Origin of the sequence: Hoeflea sp. CAU 1731 (assembly GCF_039888615.1) — a bacterium.
GTDB lineage: Bacteria > Pseudomonadota > Alphaproteobacteria > Rhizobiales > Rhizobiaceae > Flavimaribacter.
In genome coordinates this window covers 62,673-76,440 of record NZ_JBDQQS010000013.1, presented here as the reverse complement: position 1 = coordinate 76,440, position 13,768 = coordinate 62,673, and the positions used below count along the sequence as shown (strand labels likewise).

The 13,768-nt window shown below is 57.4% G+C and carries 17 protein-coding genes; 6 read left to right on the top strand and 11 right to left on the bottom strand.

Features of this window, described 5'->3' with window-relative positions; translation table 11 throughout:
- The first annotated feature begins 130 nt into the window (after positions 1 to 130).
- From AAFN47_RS19970 to AAFN47_RS19955, 4 genes are read left to right on the top strand one after another with little or no spacing between them, the layout of a single operon-like run.
- Complete coding sequence (locus AAFN47_RS19970; RefSeq protein WP_499811015.1) at positions 131 to 700, top strand: peroxidase-related enzyme; 570 nt, start codon at positions 131 to 133, stop codon at positions 698 to 700.
- A 20-nt stretch (positions 701 to 720) separates the two neighbouring features.
- Complete coding sequence (locus tag AAFN47_RS19965; protein WP_499811014.1) at positions 721 to 972, top strand: hypothetical protein; 252 nt, start codon at positions 721 to 723, stop codon at positions 970 to 972.
- Positions 969 to 1,856, top strand: a complete 888-nt coding sequence (pdxY, locus tag AAFN47_RS19960; RefSeq protein WP_499811013.1) for a pyridoxal kinase PdxY — start codon at positions 969 to 971, stop codon at positions 1,854 to 1,856. The genes AAFN47_RS19965 and pdxY overlap by 4 nt, the downstream gene beginning before the upstream one ends.
- Before the next feature lie 26 nt (positions 1,857 to 1,882).
- Complete coding sequence (locus tag AAFN47_RS19955; RefSeq protein ID WP_499811012.1) at positions 1,883 to 2,542, top strand: carbonic anhydrase; 660 nt, start codon at positions 1,883 to 1,885, stop codon at positions 2,540 to 2,542.
- Between the two features lie 18 nt (positions 2,543 to 2,560).
- Here AAFN47_RS19955 and AAFN47_RS19950 read toward each other — a convergent pair whose 3' ends face one another.
- The 7 genes from AAFN47_RS19950 to AAFN47_RS19920 form a co-directional block, all read right to left on the bottom strand.
- Complete coding sequence (locus tag AAFN47_RS19950) at positions 2,561 to 3,388, bottom strand: lytic murein transglycosylase (protein ID WP_499811011.1); 828 nt, start codon at positions 3,386 to 3,388, stop codon at positions 2,561 to 2,563.
- Between the two features lie 233 nt (positions 3,389 to 3,621).
- Entirely contained in the window at positions 3,622 to 4,656 is a 1,035-nt protein-coding gene (locus tag AAFN47_RS19945) for an aspartate-semialdehyde dehydrogenase (protein ID WP_499811010.1), read from the bottom strand.
- A 350-nt stretch (positions 4,657 to 5,006) separates the two neighbouring features.
- The gene (locus AAFN47_RS19940) at positions 5,007 to 5,762 is read right to left on the bottom strand and encodes a phosphatase PAP2 family protein (protein WP_499811009.1); all 756 of its coding nucleotides are present in this window, start codon (positions 5,760 to 5,762) and stop codon (positions 5,007 to 5,009) included.
- 57 nt (positions 5,763 to 5,819) lie between these two features.
- Positions 5,820 to 6,932 (bottom strand): 3-isopropylmalate dehydrogenase, encoded by a 1,113-nt coding sequence (gene leuB, locus AAFN47_RS19935; RefSeq protein WP_499811008.1) that lies wholly within the window; start codon positions 6,930 to 6,932, stop codon positions 5,820 to 5,822.
- A 39-nt stretch (positions 6,933 to 6,971) separates the two neighbouring features.
- A complete protein-coding gene (locus AAFN47_RS19930; protein ID WP_499811007.1) occupies positions 6,972 to 7,373 on the bottom strand; it encodes a RidA family protein in 402 nt (133 codons plus the stop codon).
- A 75-nt stretch (positions 7,374 to 7,448) separates the two neighbouring features.
- Positions 7,449 to 8,054 carry a 3-isopropylmalate dehydratase small subunit gene (leuD, locus tag AAFN47_RS19925; protein ID WP_499811006.1) on the bottom strand — a complete coding sequence of 202 codons (606 nt, stop codon included), beginning with the start codon at positions 8,052 to 8,054 and terminating at the stop codon, positions 7,449 to 7,451.
- Positions 8,055 to 8,194: 140 nt separating this feature from the next.
- Complete coding sequence (locus AAFN47_RS19920; protein ID WP_499811005.1) at positions 8,195 to 8,422, bottom strand: hypothetical protein; 228 nt, start codon at positions 8,420 to 8,422, stop codon at positions 8,195 to 8,197.
- Between the two features lie 159 nt (positions 8,423 to 8,581).
- Between AAFN47_RS19920 and AAFN47_RS19915 the strand changes: the two genes are divergently transcribed.
- Together AAFN47_RS19915 and AAFN47_RS19910 are read left to right on the top strand one after the other, a co-directional pair.
- A complete protein-coding gene (locus tag AAFN47_RS19915; protein ID WP_499811004.1) occupies positions 8,582 to 9,481 on the top strand; it encodes an HpcH/HpaI aldolase/citrate lyase family protein in 900 nt (299 codons plus the stop codon).
- Positions 9,482 to 9,483: 2 nt separating this feature from the next.
- A complete protein-coding gene (locus AAFN47_RS19910) occupies positions 9,484 to 9,690 on the top strand; it encodes a DUF1737 domain-containing protein (RefSeq protein WP_499811003.1) in 207 nt (68 codons plus the stop codon).
- Positions 9,691 to 9,701: 11 nt separating this feature from the next.
- Here the strand turns inward: AAFN47_RS19910 and AAFN47_RS19905 are convergent, their stop codons facing one another.
- The 4 genes from AAFN47_RS19905 to AAFN47_RS19890 all read right to left on the bottom strand — a co-directional run bounded on the left by AAFN47_RS19905 (position 9,702) and on the right by AAFN47_RS19890 (position 13,674).
- Entirely contained in the window at positions 9,702 to 10,412 is a 711-nt protein-coding gene (locus tag AAFN47_RS19905) for a helix-turn-helix transcriptional regulator (protein ID WP_499811002.1), read from the bottom strand.
- A 67-nt stretch (positions 10,413 to 10,479) separates the two neighbouring features.
- On the bottom strand, positions 10,480 to 10,854 hold the full coding sequence (locus AAFN47_RS19900; RefSeq protein ID WP_499811001.1) for a VOC family protein: 375 nt from the start codon (positions 10,852 to 10,854) through the stop codon (positions 10,480 to 10,482).
- A 156-nt stretch (positions 10,855 to 11,010) separates the two neighbouring features.
- Entirely contained in the window at positions 11,011 to 12,930 is a 1,920-nt protein-coding gene (locus AAFN47_RS19895) for a propionyl-CoA synthetase (protein ID WP_499811000.1), read from the bottom strand.
- Between the two features lie 75 nt (positions 12,931 to 13,005).
- Complete coding sequence (locus tag AAFN47_RS19890; protein WP_499810999.1) at positions 13,006 to 13,674, bottom strand: YggS family pyridoxal phosphate-dependent enzyme; 669 nt, start codon at positions 13,672 to 13,674, stop codon at positions 13,006 to 13,008.
- Between the last annotated feature and the right edge of the window lie 94 nt (positions 13,675 to 13,768).

Genomic DNA, 13,768 nt, shown 5'->3' with positions numbered 1-13,768 from the left:
CCCCACTCTTGCGATTTCTTCGCCATTTTTCAATATTTGTCATGATGGTATCAGAACTGTGACGGCTGGCGACTCCTTTTTGGAACCAAGCCCGAACGCAACGAAATGAGCAGCCGAGAGGATAATCAACATGAGAAAAGAACATGCAACAGCACTCGACCTGCCACCGGCTGAAGAGCTTAGCGACGAAACAAAAGCCTATTTCGATAAATGCACCGAAAAGCTCGGCCTCATACCCAATGTCCTGCTTGCCTATGCGTTTGACGAAGCCAAATTGCGAGCGTTCACTGACTTTTACAACGATCTCATGCTCGGGAAATCCGGTCTCACCAAGCTTGAGCGCGAAATGATCGCGGTCGCCGTTTCATCGACCAACCACTGCTATTATTGTCTTACGGCCCACGGAGCAGCAGTCCGGAGCCTGTCAGGCGATCCGGTCCTGGGCGAACAGATGGTGATGAACTATCGGGCGGCCGATCTCGATCCACGACAGAAGGCAATGCTCGATTTCGCAGTCAAGCTGACGCAATCACCCGATCGCATTGAGGAACAAGATCGCGCCGATCTTCGCAGCGCCGGCTTTTCGGAAAGGGATATCTGGGATATTGCAGCGACTGCGTCATTCTTCAATATGTCGAACCGCATGGCCGCAGCGACGGACATGCGGCCGAATGACGAGTATCACGCGATGGCTCGCTAGAACTGACAAGGGAAGCCTCAATGGCTGACAAGGGCGATTTTTCGAAGAAGGCGCGGCGCGACCTCGACAAGCTTCGAGACGAAGGCGGTCTGCTCAATGCGCCGAAGCTCGAATCGAAGACAAAATCAGTCCGAGGCCATTTCACTGCGTCGGACGCGGATCAGACGGATCCGATCGAAGTCTGGGGCACGCGGATTGGCCGCTGGCTTGCAGTCGTGGTATTTATCGCTCTCGCGATCTGGCTTTTCAATTTCTTCGGGCAGAACGGATGACAATTAACGCAGACAGGCTGCACGCCGACCGGCCAGCAGTGCTGGTCATTTCCAGCCATGTGGTGCGTGGTTCCGTCGGTAATCGGGCGGCGGTTTTCGCCCTCGAGTCACTCGGCCACGCAGTTTGGGCGCTGCCGACTGTCGTGCTTCCCTGGCATCCTGGCCATTCTCCGTCTACACGTTCTATGCTGCCTGTTTCGGATTTTTCAGCAATCGTCGATGATCTGTGCCGCGCGCCCTGGCTGGGTGAAATCGGCGCCGTCCTGTCCGGCTATCTCGGACATCACGACCAGGCGGCCGGCGTCGCCCGCCTGGTTTTGGAGATACGCAAACTCAATCCTGACGCGCTCTATCTCTGCGATCCGGTCATCGGCGACCGGGGCGGTCTGTACGTTTCCAATGACATCGCCTGCGCCATTCGCGACACGTTGCTGCCGATTGCCTCGATCGCGACGCCAAACCGGTTCGAACTCGGCTGGCTCACGGATTTTGAAATCACCAGCAACAATGACATCGTCACCGCCGCCGCGACGCTCGGACCCGAACGGGTTCTGACCACGTCGGCAATTCCCATGATGGCCGGCAGCATCGGCAATCTTCTGCTTCGCGACGACCGCGCGTGGCTTGCGGAACACCGCGAGATTCCCAACCCTCCGAATGGGCTTGGCGATCTTCTTTCGGCGGCTTTTCTGTCGCGTATCCTTGATGGCGAAGCTGATGAAAAAGCATTACAAAACGCGACGGCGACGGTTTTCGAGATACTGGCGCGCACCGTCAAGCGCGGCGCCGATGAACTTACCCTTGAAAAAGACGTTTCCAGCCTTGTGAGGCCTTTCGCAATGGTGCATATGCGCCGCGTCATGACCCCCCAGGCGGCAAGCTGACATCCAGGAAAGTGATCACGCAAATAATGACACAAACGGACGCCGCGCAGACTTTTCCAGACAAGCTTCTGGACGGATACCAGCGTTTCATGCAGGGGCGCTATGCTGACGAACGTGATTGCTATCGCGAACTCGCTGAAGCCGGTCAGAAGCCGCATACGCTGATTGTCGCCTGTTGCGATTCACGTGCGGCTCCAGAAACCGTTTTCAATGCTGGTCCGGGCGAACTGTTCGTGGTGCGCAACGTCGCCAACCTTGTTCCTCCCTATGCGCCGGATGGCGAGTATCATTCAACATCTGCTGCGCTGGAGTTTGCCGTACAGTCGCTTCGTATTCGCGATATCGTCGTCATGGGACACGGCCGTTGCGGCGGCATTTCGGCAGCTCTCGATCCGGGCCCGAAACCTCTGTCGCCCGGCGACTTCATCGGTCGCTGGATGGGGTTGCTCAAGCCGGTAGCCGCCGAGTTGCAGAACAGCTCGTTGTTGACTTCGGCGGAGCGTCAGACAGCCCTGGAGCGCATTTCCATTCGGCACTCCATAGAAAATCTGCGCAGTTTTCCCTGCATCAGCATACTGGAAGAGCAGAAGAAGCTCCGCATCCACGGTGCCTGGTTCGATATTTCGACCGGTGAACTCTGGGTCATGGACTGGAAAACGGGCGATTTCATTCGCCCGGATCACTGACGCCAAAGACCGCTTGAATCAGCTGTCTATCCGCTGGGCGATAATGGCGATCGCCTGTTGATACACGCTTGCCGCATTCCAGGCCTGGATCGCCCGGAAATTGGTCTGGCCCGGCTGATACCCGCCGCCTCGACGCCAGCCATGAGCCTTTAGATAGTTGGCGGTTGAGGCAAGCGCATCCGTTCTTGAGCGAACCAGATCACGCCGACCATTCCTGTCTCCGTCCACCGCATATCGAAGATAGTTCGACGGTAAAAACTGCGTGTGCCCAAGTTCGCCATGCGCGGCGCCGCGCATTTGCGACCTGCTGAGTTCGCGCCGCTCTACAAGCGACATCAACGCATAGAGCTCATTGGTGAAGAATTGCGATCGGCGGCAATCATATGCAAGCGTCGCAACGGCGGAAACCGTGTCTTCGTTGCCCATATATCCACCAAAGCCGGTCTCCATGCCCCAAATGGCAAGCAGGACCCCCGGGGGGACTCCGTATTTTCGCTCGAGGCTGTTGAACAAGCTCTGGTTCTGCTGCTTCAGACGCCGCCCCTTTGCAACGATTGCATTGGCGCCGCGCTTCGCCATGAACTGATCCAGCGAGAGTTTGAAACTCGATTGACTGCGATCCAGGCGTATTGTCTTTGTGCGGTAGCTGACCTTGCCGAGCGTCTCGTTGATCGTTCTCTGGCTGAAGCCTTTGGCTGCGGCTTCCCGTTTGGTCTGCTCGACCCAGGTGCTAAATCCGGCGGCGTTGTTGCCGCATTTGGCGGCGAGGGACTGTTGAGCGCCTCCGGTTCCGATCATTGCGGCAAGGCCAATTGCCATTGCGGCCTTTTCGATACGGCGATTCATGACCAAGCCCCTTTCCATTTGTCTTGTCGAATGGATCTCTACCGAAACTGTGTAAACAACAGGTATCTGTAGCAACTGAGTTCCAATTCAATCCGTATGATACTACGGAGAATCAAGTCAAACGGATAGGATATTGTTGCCCAAACAATATTTGGACTGTTCCAGATCGGCAACAAATAGATTTTTGGCAAGACGGACCGGTTTATAAACCCGATCCGTCCAATCCGGCGTCATCAGGCGGCCTGGTTCTTTGCGGTGACAAGTCCCCGCGCCACGAGCAATTCCGCAATCTGAATGGTGTTCAGCGCCGCTCCCTTGCGCAAATTGTCCGAAACGACCCACATGTTGAGACCGTTTTCGACTGTAGCGTCTTCGCGGATGCGGGAGATGAACGTCGCGTCTTCGCCTGCGCATTCATACGGAGTCACGTAACCGCCATCCTCTCGCTTGTCGACAACCAGGCAACCCGGCGCGTCACGAAGAATATCACGGGCTTCGTCCGCCGAAATTTCGTTCTCGAACTCGATATTGACCGCTTCGGCGTGTCCGATGAAGACGGGAACACGCACTGCGGTGCAAGTAATCTTGATCTTGGGATCAAGCATCTTCTTGGTCTCAGCCAGCACCTTCCACTCCTCCTTGGTGTAGCCGTCCTCCATGAAGACATCGATATGCGGAATAACATTGAAGGCGATGCGCTTTGTGAACTTCTTGTTTTCTATCGGATCCGCGACAAAAACAGCCCGGGTCTGATTGAACAGTTCATCCATGGCGTCCTTGCCGCCGCCGGAAACGGACTGGTAGGTGGCGACGACCACACGCCGTATCTTCGCAGCGTCGTGAAGCGGCTTCAGAGCAACGACCAACTGCGCCGTGGAACAATTCGGATTGGCGATGATGTTACGCTTGGTAAAACCTTCGACAGCGTCCGGATTGACTTCCGGAACAACCAGCGGCACATCGGCGTGGTAGCGCCAGGCCGAGGAATTGTCGATCACCACGCAACCCTGGGCGCCGATTTTCGGGGACCACTTTTCCGAAACCTTGCCGCCCGCCGACATCAGGCAGAAGTCAGTCCCGGAAAAATCGTAGGTTTCGAGGTTCCTGACCTTCAACGTGCGATCTCCAAAGGACACGTCCTTGCCTACGGAGCGGCTGGAGGCCAGCGGTACAACTTCATCAGCCGGAAAATTGCGTTCCGCCAGAATATCGAGCATTTCCCGGCCCACATTTCCGGTGGCGCCAGCGACTGCTATCTTGAATCCCATTTTGGTTTCTCCTGTCTCTCTTCCCGTTCCGGCCCGGAATGCAGGCCTTCGCCTCCCCGGCTGGACCGGGAAGAGAACGGACAAGCCAGAGACGTCAGATCTTGACGGTCGTTTTCTTGGTTGCCGTTTTGGTGGAAAGGCGCGCGCGGATGCAAAGTGCCGACGCCCTTTCGGCGCGGAACAGACCGTTTCTCAAGCTGCGGTCAGAAATGTGCATGTTGCGACTCCGTTCGGTTGCGCTTGTACAGTGGTTTTGCAAGGAGTCAACCGATCTCGCGCTGCGGCCTGAAAAGATAATAATCCTTGCGCAAGACCGGCCATCCCTTGTCATCGGTCGCAAAAATACCGCCTTAACGGGCGAATACGAGCGCCTGGAAGTATGCATACCACGCGCCGAGGGCCACGCCGGCGATGACGTCGCTCGGATAATGGACGCCGACAAGCACACGACTGAAGGCGAGCCATACCCCGAGGACAAGAGCCGGCAGTCTCAACGCCGGAAAGAAAATCGCAATGCCAGTAAACAGCGCGCCAGCGGTCGTCGAGTGTCCGGAAGGAAAACTCGCAAAGGCCGCGTCCAATGAGAATGGCCGGAACTCAAAGGCGTCGACCCGATCACAAAGAATGGGGCGACCGCGTCCGATTGCATATTTCAGGGACGAGGCCAGAAGGCCGGAAACACCGACGGACAGAAAGATGTAGCTTGAAACCGCCATCATTTTTGCAAACAGCAGACGCGTTCGGGACTGCAGCCAACCCCAGTCGAGGCAATAGCAACCGAGCATGAAGACTCCGGACGGCACGAGAATCCATCCGGACTTGCCGATGTCGGTGAAGGCGCGGGCAAGGTCTTTCAACGACTGAGGCCAGTCGGCCCGGTAGCTGCCAATCGGGTCGTCAAGCACGACCATCGTCAAAACCACAACCATGGCGACGACGAACATGTACCGCCATCCGAGGATGTTCACATCGAGTTTGGCGTTGTTGTCGAAGCGCCGTTTCAGGAAGTCACGGTTGGCGATGATGTTGCTTCTGATCCGGGAAAGAAATCCGGTATCTGAATAAACGCCGTTTTGCGCAATACGTCTGAGCGATAGAACGCTCATAAAAAATTATCCAATTCTGAAGCCGGCTCGCAATACTGAGCCGGCTCGTTTGCTGTTTCAGGTAGACAGGGTTCGAAATTCCTTGACGATTTCATCACCCATCTGTCCGGTTGAAACGGTCGTCACGTCGCCTGATGCGATGTCGCTCGTACGAATTCCCCTGTCGAGCACATTCGCAATTGCGGCTTCAAGTCGATCCGCTTCCGTGACCATATCGAAGGAATATTTCAAACACATGGCAAATGACGCAATCATTGCGATCGGATTCGCCATGCCCTTGCCGGCGATATCCGGAGCCGAGCCGTGTACCGGCTCATACAGCGCCTTGCGCTTGCCGGTCTTTTCGTCTGGCGCGCCGAGCGACGCCGAGGGCAACATGCCGAGCGACCCGGTCAACATCGCCGCCACATCGGACAGCATGTCTCCGAACAGATTGTCCGTTACGATCACATCGAACTGTTTGGGCCAGCGCACCAGTTGCATGCCGCCGGCGTCGGCGAGCATGTGGTCGAGCTCGACGTCAGAATAGCGTTCCTTGTGCGTGTTGGTTACGACTTCGTTCCACAAAACGCCGGATTTCATGACGTTTCGCTTTTCCATCGACGTGACCTTGTTGCGACGGTTGCGTGCAAGCTCAAAGGCGACTCCGGCAATCCGTTCAATCTCGTAGGTGTCGTAGATCTGGGTGTCTATACCCCGCTTCTGTCCGTTTCCGAGATCAATGATCTCCTTGGGCTCGCCGAAATAAACCCCGCCGGTCAGTTCGCGAACGATCAGAATATCGAGACCTTCCACGACATCAGGCTTGAGCGAGGAGGCCTCGGCCAGCGCCGGATAGCAAATGGCGGGGCGCAGATTGGCGAAGAGCTCCATATCCTTGCGCAGCCGCAAAAGACCGGCTTCAGGCCTTACCTCATAGGGAACGGAATCCCATTTCGGACCGCCAACGGCGCCAAAAAGGACCGCGTCTGCAGCCATCGCCTTGGCCATGTCCTCTTCGGAAATCGCCTTTCCGTGCGCATCGTAGGCCGCTCCACCGACTATGCCTTCCTCGATCTCGAAGCCGGCGTAGAGTTCTTCGTTCATGAAGTCGATGAGTTTGCGAACTTCGGTCACCGCTTCAGGGCCGATGCCGTCTCCGGGAAGTAGAAGAAGTTTACGGCTGGTCATGGATATTCCCTTTCAATTGCAATTGTCTTTAGCGCGCTATCAGAGCAGCAAGTTGGCGTCGCCTTCGCCCCGATAAGCTGTAACCTGGATTTCGACGCGCATTTCCGGTCTGACAAGGCCCGCGACCAGCATTGTCGCAGCGGGACGGATTTCTCCGAAAAATTCGCCGAGAATGGGAAAAACCCGGCCGGCGTCTGCCGCATCCGTTATAATGTATTGCGCCCGTACGACGCTAGCGAGATCGAATCCGGCTTCAACGAGCGTCTTTTCGATGGTTGAGAGCGCATTGCGCGTTTGCTCCTCGACTGTCGAGGGCATGACCATCGTGTCGTAATTATAGCCCGTCGTGCCGGCGACAAAACACCAGTTGTCCTGGACCACAGCGCGCGAATAGCCGGCGGCCTTCTCCAGTGGCGAGCCCGTTGAAATCAACTTGCGCATCTCGTCTCCGCAGTAGAAGGGGCGGAATCGGCGGGCAAACCGCCTCTCCCGGACAGGCCGGACCGTTCGTCGTGACTAGTGCCAGGGCCTGTGATTGGCCAGATGATCCTCGTGCCGGTCGATATGCTGGCTTTTCTGCATGGTAAGCCCGATATCGTCGAGGCCGTTCAGCAGGCAATGCTTTTTGAACGGATCAATCGAAAACTTGATGGCGCCGCCGTCGGGCCGGTGAATTTCCTGGGTAACCAGATCAACGGTGATCGTCGCATTTGCGCCGCGCGACGCATCATCCATCAGCGCGTCCAGCTCTTCCGGCGTGACGACGATCGGCAGCAACCCGTTCTTGAAACTGTTGTTGTAGAAGATATCGGCAAAGCTGGTTGAGATGATGCAACGAACACCGTAGTCCATCAGAGCCCACGGAGCGTGCTCACGCGACGATCCGCAACCGAAATTGTCGCCAGCGATCAGAATGCTCGCATTCTTGTAGGCCTGTTTGTTGAGGACGAAGTCCTCGTTCAGCGAGCGATCTTCATTGTAGCGCATTTCTGCGAAAAGGCCTTCGCCAAGACCAGTCCTCTTGATGGTCTTCAGATAATCCTTGGGGATGATCATATCCGTGTCGATATTGATGATCGGCAACGGAGCGGCGACGCCGGTCAGGCGGCTGAACTTCTTCATGGCGAGACATCCTTGAATATCCATTTCCCCGCGGCGGCGGCGGCCTGAAAAGACAGTGGCCGCCAGCAGGCATGCGAAGCATGTATCAAAGCTCTCGCGAAAAAAGAAGGGCTCAAGAAGCTATTCTTGCCGTCGGAGGCCTACATGTCGATGATGGTGCCCCGGCCGTCGTTCCAAATATGCGGATCACCACGCCGACTGTCCCGCATGGCGGATCTGTTCCGGAGACGCGCCGCGACCAGCCCGACCCCTGCAAGCGTGAACGCAAGGCCGATCATTGCAACGCCAACCGTAGCGAACACCAAAACGGCGACCACCGCTACGGCTAAACCGGCAACGCCAATGATGATAGAGCGAACCTGATCCATAACACTTCCCCTGAATTGCTGTTGCCGGCGAAGCCGACAATCTGTTTGAAGGGCTGTCATCCAATTGGCTATTTTGAGGAGCCGTTTCAACCGGCGACACATGACATTTCCGTCAGATTGCTGTTGCACTGTGGCTTCGCTCATGAAACCAGTATCATCATGACCAGCAAAACCGCCATGCCACACCGCCCCGCGCGTTCACGACGTTCGGCGCTCTATGTTCCGGCCAGCAATGTCCGCGCGCTCGCAAAGATCGGCGACCTCGCCGCTGACAGCTACATCATCGATCTGGAAGATTCCGTTTCTCCGGACGACAAGGAGACGGCCCGCCAAACGCTGACGCACTATTTTTCTGGCGCCCCGGAGGCCCGTGGCGAGCGCGTCATTCGCGTAAACGCTCTCGATACGCCCTGGGGAGAAGTGGATCTTGCGGTGGCTGTCGCATGCCGGCCGGACGCTGTGCTGATGCCTAAAGTCTCTTCACCGGAGGACATTCTCGATGTGGAGGCAAATCTTGCGTCCCTTGACGCCCCGGACAGCCTCCGCATTTGGGCCATGATCGAAACGCCGGCAGGAATCGCACGCTGTCGCCACATATCGGAGGCAGCTCTGAAAAGGCCCACCCGCCTTGATTGTCTCGTCGCCGGAACCAACGACCTTGCAAAAGACACTGGAACCGCGCTGACTCCCGACCGCGCCTTTCTTACGCCATGGCTGTTGGAAATTGTATTGTGCGCGCGGTTGGCGGGGCTGGACGCGCTGGATGGCGTATCGAATGAATTCAGGGACGCGGAGCGCATCACTGAGGAATGTCGACAGGGCCGACAGATGGGATTTGACGGGAAGACCTTGATCCACCCCAACCAGATCGGGCCTGCAAATTCGGAATTCGGGGTATCCGAGAAGGATATCGCCGCCGCTCGTCGCATCGTCGACGCTTTTTCGACTCCCGAGCATGCCGGCAAGGGCGTTATCAGCCTGGATGGCAAAATGGTGGAGCGGCTCCATCTGCAGCAAGCCGAGACGCTGCTCGCCAAGGCCAGTTTACAGGAGAACTGATTGTGCAACTCTATCGCCTGCTTACAGGACCGGATGATTCCAGCTTCTGCCACAAGGTCACTAAAGCCCTTAACCACGGATGGGAACTGCACGGCTCTCCAGTATATGCCTTTGATGACAAGGGCGGGCAGATGCGATGTGCGCAGGCCGTCATAAAAACAGTGGCCGGAAAAGTCTACGAACCGGACATGAAACTGTCCGAGCAATAACCACCGGACCGCTATTCGATATAGTCTTTCAGGGAGCCGCCTCGGCGATCTTCGACGCGCCGGTAATAGTCGGACAGCAACTGCCCGCGTTCCAGCCGGAATGTCTCGCCAGTCGGCGCGACACGCACCATGCGATCGATACGAAAGGTCCTGAAATCATTGCGCATTTCGCACCAGGCCGCGAGCGTCCAGACCTTTCCCCAAAATAGCAGCGCCAGCGGACGGATACGCCGCGTTGTCGGGCTTCCTTCCGCGTCCGCATAGTCGATCGCGAGCGTCTTGCGCTCGTCGGCCGCCCGCTCCAGCAGGTCAAACAGTTCGCGCACCGTATTTGGCATCATGAAGTGCGGCGCATGAATCTGCGTGTGCGCGATCCGGCGACGCTCTTTATCCGGCAGCACGGCCTCGATTTTGACCAGCGCTTCCTGCGCAGCGTTGGCGATCGCAATCCCGCCCCAGGCGCGCGCCAACCTTGCGCCGGTCACCAGGGCGACGATTTCGTCGCGCGTGAACATGAGCGGCGGGAGGTCGAATCCCTCCCGCATGATGTAGCCGACGCCGGCTTCTCCTTCGATGGGCACGCCCGTCGACTGCAGATCCGCCATATCGCGGTAGATGGTGCGTTCGGACACCTCGAGCCGTTGCGCCAGATCGGCTGCTGTTACGAGGCGTCCGCCGCGTAAATGCTGGACGATTTGAAAAAGACGGTCAGCGCGGCGCATGCCCTACCTCATCCGCAAAGGCAACCGGAGCCGGTCCGGTTGCCCTGTCTCACAGGACCCTGTGAGATCATTTGAAGACGCTGATGCTGTTGCCGTCCGGGTCGAGACAATAGACGAAGCGGCCAGCCGGAATTGAGATAATGTCCGACACGATCTTGCCACGCTGGGCGACTAGCCGATCCATCGTTTCCTCTACGGAATCCGGCGCGGCGAGATGCACGGTGACCCCCTTGCCGGCGTCCGCCGCCTTGCCCACGTAAATGTGACCTCCGATCCCGTTCTGCGGGTTCTCGCAGGGAAATACGGCAATAGGATTGGCGTCGGTTTCGTTGACGACCAGTTTGGTTTTGAAAACGGTGTTGTAGAAAGACTGGGCGGCTGCGAAATCGCTGACCGGAATTTCAAACCAGACGATGGCGTTCTGGGGAAGTGTATCGGGCATGATTGTCTCCTTGCTGTTTGACGGGAGAACTATCGCACACCCCTCCTGACAGCATCCTGTCAGGAGGATCGTGCCATATCGTATAGTTTTGACAAGCCGTCGCTTGGCGGAGCCATAGTCCAATGCCGCAAAACCGCTGTTTCGGGCGGATTGCGCCTAAGGCGCAACCTTCTTGGCAAAGCCGCGCGCACTGAGTGCATCGTCTATTTCTGTCAGGATAGCAGGATCGTCGATCGTCGCTGGCGTCTTCCACTCCTGGCCGTCGGCGATCTTCTGCATGGTTCCACGCAATATCTTTCCAGATCGGGTCTTCGGCAACCGATTGACAACAATGGCGACCTTGAAGGCCGCGACCGGGCCGATATGGGTGCGGACTTCGCGGACCAGCTCCTGCTCGATTTCCTCCGGCGACCGAGTGACGCCGGTGTTGAGTATCACGAAGCCGACAGGAATCTGTCCCTTCAATTGATCCTCAATGCCGATCACCGCGCATTCGGCGACATCTGGATGGCCGGCGATAACCTCTTCCATGGCGCCGGTCGACAGCCGGTGACCCGCCACATTGATGATGTCGTCCGTGCGGGCCATGATGAACAGGTATCCGTCGGCGTCGACATAGCCCGCGTCGGCGGTCTTGTAGTAACCTGGAAATTCCGCGAGATAGGTGTCCTGAAACCGGGAATCCGCGTTCCACAAGGTTGGCAGGCATCCGGGCGGCAACGGAAGTTTCACGACGATATTACCGAGTTTTCCGTCCTCGACCGGATGACCGGCGTCATCGAGGATCCTGATATCGTAGCCCGGCATTGCAACCGTCGAGGAACCGGGTTTGACGGTCAATGCGCCAAGTCCCACGGGGTTGCCCGCAATGGTCCATCCCGTTTCGGTCTGCCACCAGTGATCGATGACCGGAACGCCCAAATTGGTGCGCGCCCATTCAATCGTGTCCGGATCGGCGCGTTCGCCGGCTAAAAACAGCGTTCGGAAATGATCGAGGTCGTGCCCGGCGATGAATTTTCCTTCCGGATCCTCCTTCTTGATCGCCCGGAAGGCCGTCGGCGCCGTAAACAGCGCCGCAACCTTGTGTTCTGCGATGACTCTCCAGAAAGTTCCGGCATCCGGCGTTCCAACCGGCTTGCCCTCGAACAGCACCGTAGCGTTGCCGTTCAGCAGCGGCGCGTAAACGATGTAGGAATGGCCGACCACCCAGCCGACATCAGACGCCGCCCAGAAGACTTCGCCAGGCTGCATTCCATAAATGGCGTTCATGGACCAAGCGAGCGCAACCATGTGGCCGCCATTGTCGCGCACCACGCCCTTCGGCTGACCGGTGGTTCCGGACGTGTAGAGAATATAAAGCGGATCGGTTGCCTCGACCGGCTCACAATCGGCGCTCTGGCCAGTAGCGCGCGCGCTTTCCATCGCACTGGTGAAATCCACGTCGCGACCGTCTATGAGATCGCATTCGTGCTCTTCGCGCTGATGGACAAGACAGGCGCGCGGCTTGTGCGAGGCGAGGTCGATCGCCTCGTCAAGCATGGGTTTATAGGGAACGATCCGCCCCGGTTCGATGCCACAGGAGGCCGCAATGATGAGATCAGGCTTGGCGTCGTCCAGTCGCGTCGCCAGTTCCGGACCGGCGAAGCCGCCGAACACCACGGAGTGGATTGCCCCGATACGCGCGCAGGCGAGCATTGCGAACACCGCTTCTGGCGTCATCGGCATATAGATGATGACCCGATCCCCTTTGGAAACGCCCAGATCGCGGATAACCGCGGCAAGTGTCGCGACCTCGTCTCGCAGGTCTAGAAAGGTGAATGCCTTCTTCGCCCCAGTTATCGGGCTGTCATAGATCAGCGCCGTCCGGTCGCCGCGTCCGTTCTGAATGTGCCGATCAACGCAATTGTAGCACGTGTTTGTTTTGGCGCCATTAAACCAGCGTCCATAAACGCCGGCCTGTGCGTCGAAAACGCTGTCCCACGGTTCAAACCAGTCGATCGCCTTGGCGGCTTCAGCCCAGAACGCCTCCGGATCCTCGCTCCAGCGCCGGTACTCTGACGGATACCTGCTCGTCATTATCTCCTCCCGTTCATGACCTTTATGAGAATTCGGTTATCGGAAAGCCGCCATGACGTAAATCAAACCATCGGCTTATCCGGTCTTCTTGTCGCGCACGCCGAATATCGCCGACCCGACCCTAACCGAGGTGGCGCCGAATGCGACTGCGGTCTCGTAATCCGCGGACATGCCCATAGACAGCTTTTCAAGACCCGCCTCCTGACCGAGTTTTTCCAGCAAAGCGAAATGCGGCCCCGGATTTTCGTCAAAAGGCGGGATGCACATCAATCCATCTATGGCGAGGCCATAGGTATTGCGACACAGATTGACGAAATCCAACGCCTGGTCCGACGCTACGCCCGCCTTCTGCGGTTCCGATCCTGTGTTGACCTGTATATAAAGCCTTGGCGCACGACCCTGTCTGCGCGATTCTTCTGCGATCGTTTTGGCGATCTTTTCGCGATCTACGGTCTCGATGACATCAAACAGGGCGACGGCATCGGCTGTCTTGTTGGACTGCAGTGGCCCGATCAGATGCAATTCGATATCGGGATACTCTTCCCTGAAGCCGGGCCACTTGGATTGGGCCTCTTGGACCCGATTTTCACCGAAAATACGCTGACCGGCGTCGATGACGGGTCGAATGTCGTCTGCGTCGAAGGTCTTCGACACGGCGACCAGTGTGACCGAGCCCTCTTTCCGCCCGGCCGAACGCTCCGCCGCCGCTATATTCGATTTCACCGCCTTGAGTTGCTCGCTCATATCGTGGATTTCGGTTTCCTTTCCTTACTTGGGTACGACAAAACGCCATAGGTCCTTGCCGATGTCAGCCCGTCCTCCGCTGGTCATTGGTTCA

What these genes read in the sequence shown, in the direction of transcription:
- AAFN47_RS19915 (WP_499811004.1), top strand. Translation starts at nt 8,582, where the DNA reads ATGACCAGCAAAACCGCCATGCCACACCGCCCCGCGCGTTCACGACGT.
- AAFN47_RS19970 (WP_499811015.1), top strand. Translation starts at nt 131, where the DNA reads ATGAGAAAAGAACATGCAACAGCACTCGACCTGCCACCGGCTGAAGAG.
- AAFN47_RS19930 (WP_499811007.1), bottom strand. Translation starts at nt 7,373, where the DNA reads ATGCGCAAGTTGATTTCAACGGGCTCGCCACTGGAGAAGGCCGCCGGC.
- AAFN47_RS19945 (WP_499811010.1), bottom strand. Translation starts at nt 4,656, where the DNA reads ATGGGATTCAAGATAGCAGTCGCTGGCGCCACCGGAAATGTGGGCCGG.
- AAFN47_RS19955 (WP_499811012.1), top strand. Translation starts at nt 1,883, where the DNA reads ATGACACAAACGGACGCCGCGCAGACTTTTCCAGACAAGCTTCTGGAC.
- AAFN47_RS19920 (WP_499811005.1), bottom strand. Translation starts at nt 8,422, where the DNA reads ATGGATCAGGTTCGCTCTATCATCATTGGCGTTGCCGGTTTAGCCGTA.
- AAFN47_RS19905 (WP_499811002.1), bottom strand. Translation starts at nt 10,412, where the DNA reads ATGCGCCGCGCTGACCGTCTTTTTCAAATCGTCCAGCATTTACGCGGC.
- AAFN47_RS19940 (WP_499811009.1), bottom strand. Translation starts at nt 5,762, where the DNA reads ATGAGCGTTCTATCGCTCAGACGTATTGCGCAAAACGGCGTTTATTCA.
- AAFN47_RS19950 (WP_499811011.1), bottom strand. Translation starts at nt 3,388, where the DNA reads ATGAATCGCCGTATCGAAAAGGCCGCAATGGCAATTGGCCTTGCCGCA.
- AAFN47_RS19890 (WP_499810999.1), bottom strand. Translation starts at nt 13,674, where the DNA reads ATGAGCGAGCAACTCAAGGCGGTGAAATCGAATATAGCGGCGGCGGAG.
- leuD (WP_499811006.1), bottom strand. Translation starts at nt 8,054, where the DNA reads ATGAAGAAGTTCAGCCGCCTGACCGGCGTCGCCGCTCCGTTGCCGATC.
- AAFN47_RS19965 (WP_499811014.1), top strand. Translation starts at nt 721, where the DNA reads ATGGCTGACAAGGGCGATTTTTCGAAGAAGGCGCGGCGCGACCTCGAC.
- pdxY (WP_499811013.1), top strand. Translation starts at nt 969, where the DNA reads ATGACAATTAACGCAGACAGGCTGCACGCCGACCGGCCAGCAGTGCTG.
- AAFN47_RS19895 (WP_499811000.1), bottom strand. Translation starts at nt 12,930, where the DNA reads ATGACGAGCAGGTATCCGTCAGAGTACCGGCGCTGGAGCGAGGATCCG.
- AAFN47_RS19900 (WP_499811001.1), bottom strand. Translation starts at nt 10,854, where the DNA reads ATGCCCGATACACTTCCCCAGAACGCCATCGTCTGGTTTGAAATTCCG.
- leuB (WP_499811008.1), bottom strand. Translation starts at nt 6,932, where the DNA reads ATGACCAGCCGTAAACTTCTTCTACTTCCCGGAGACGGCATCGGCCCT.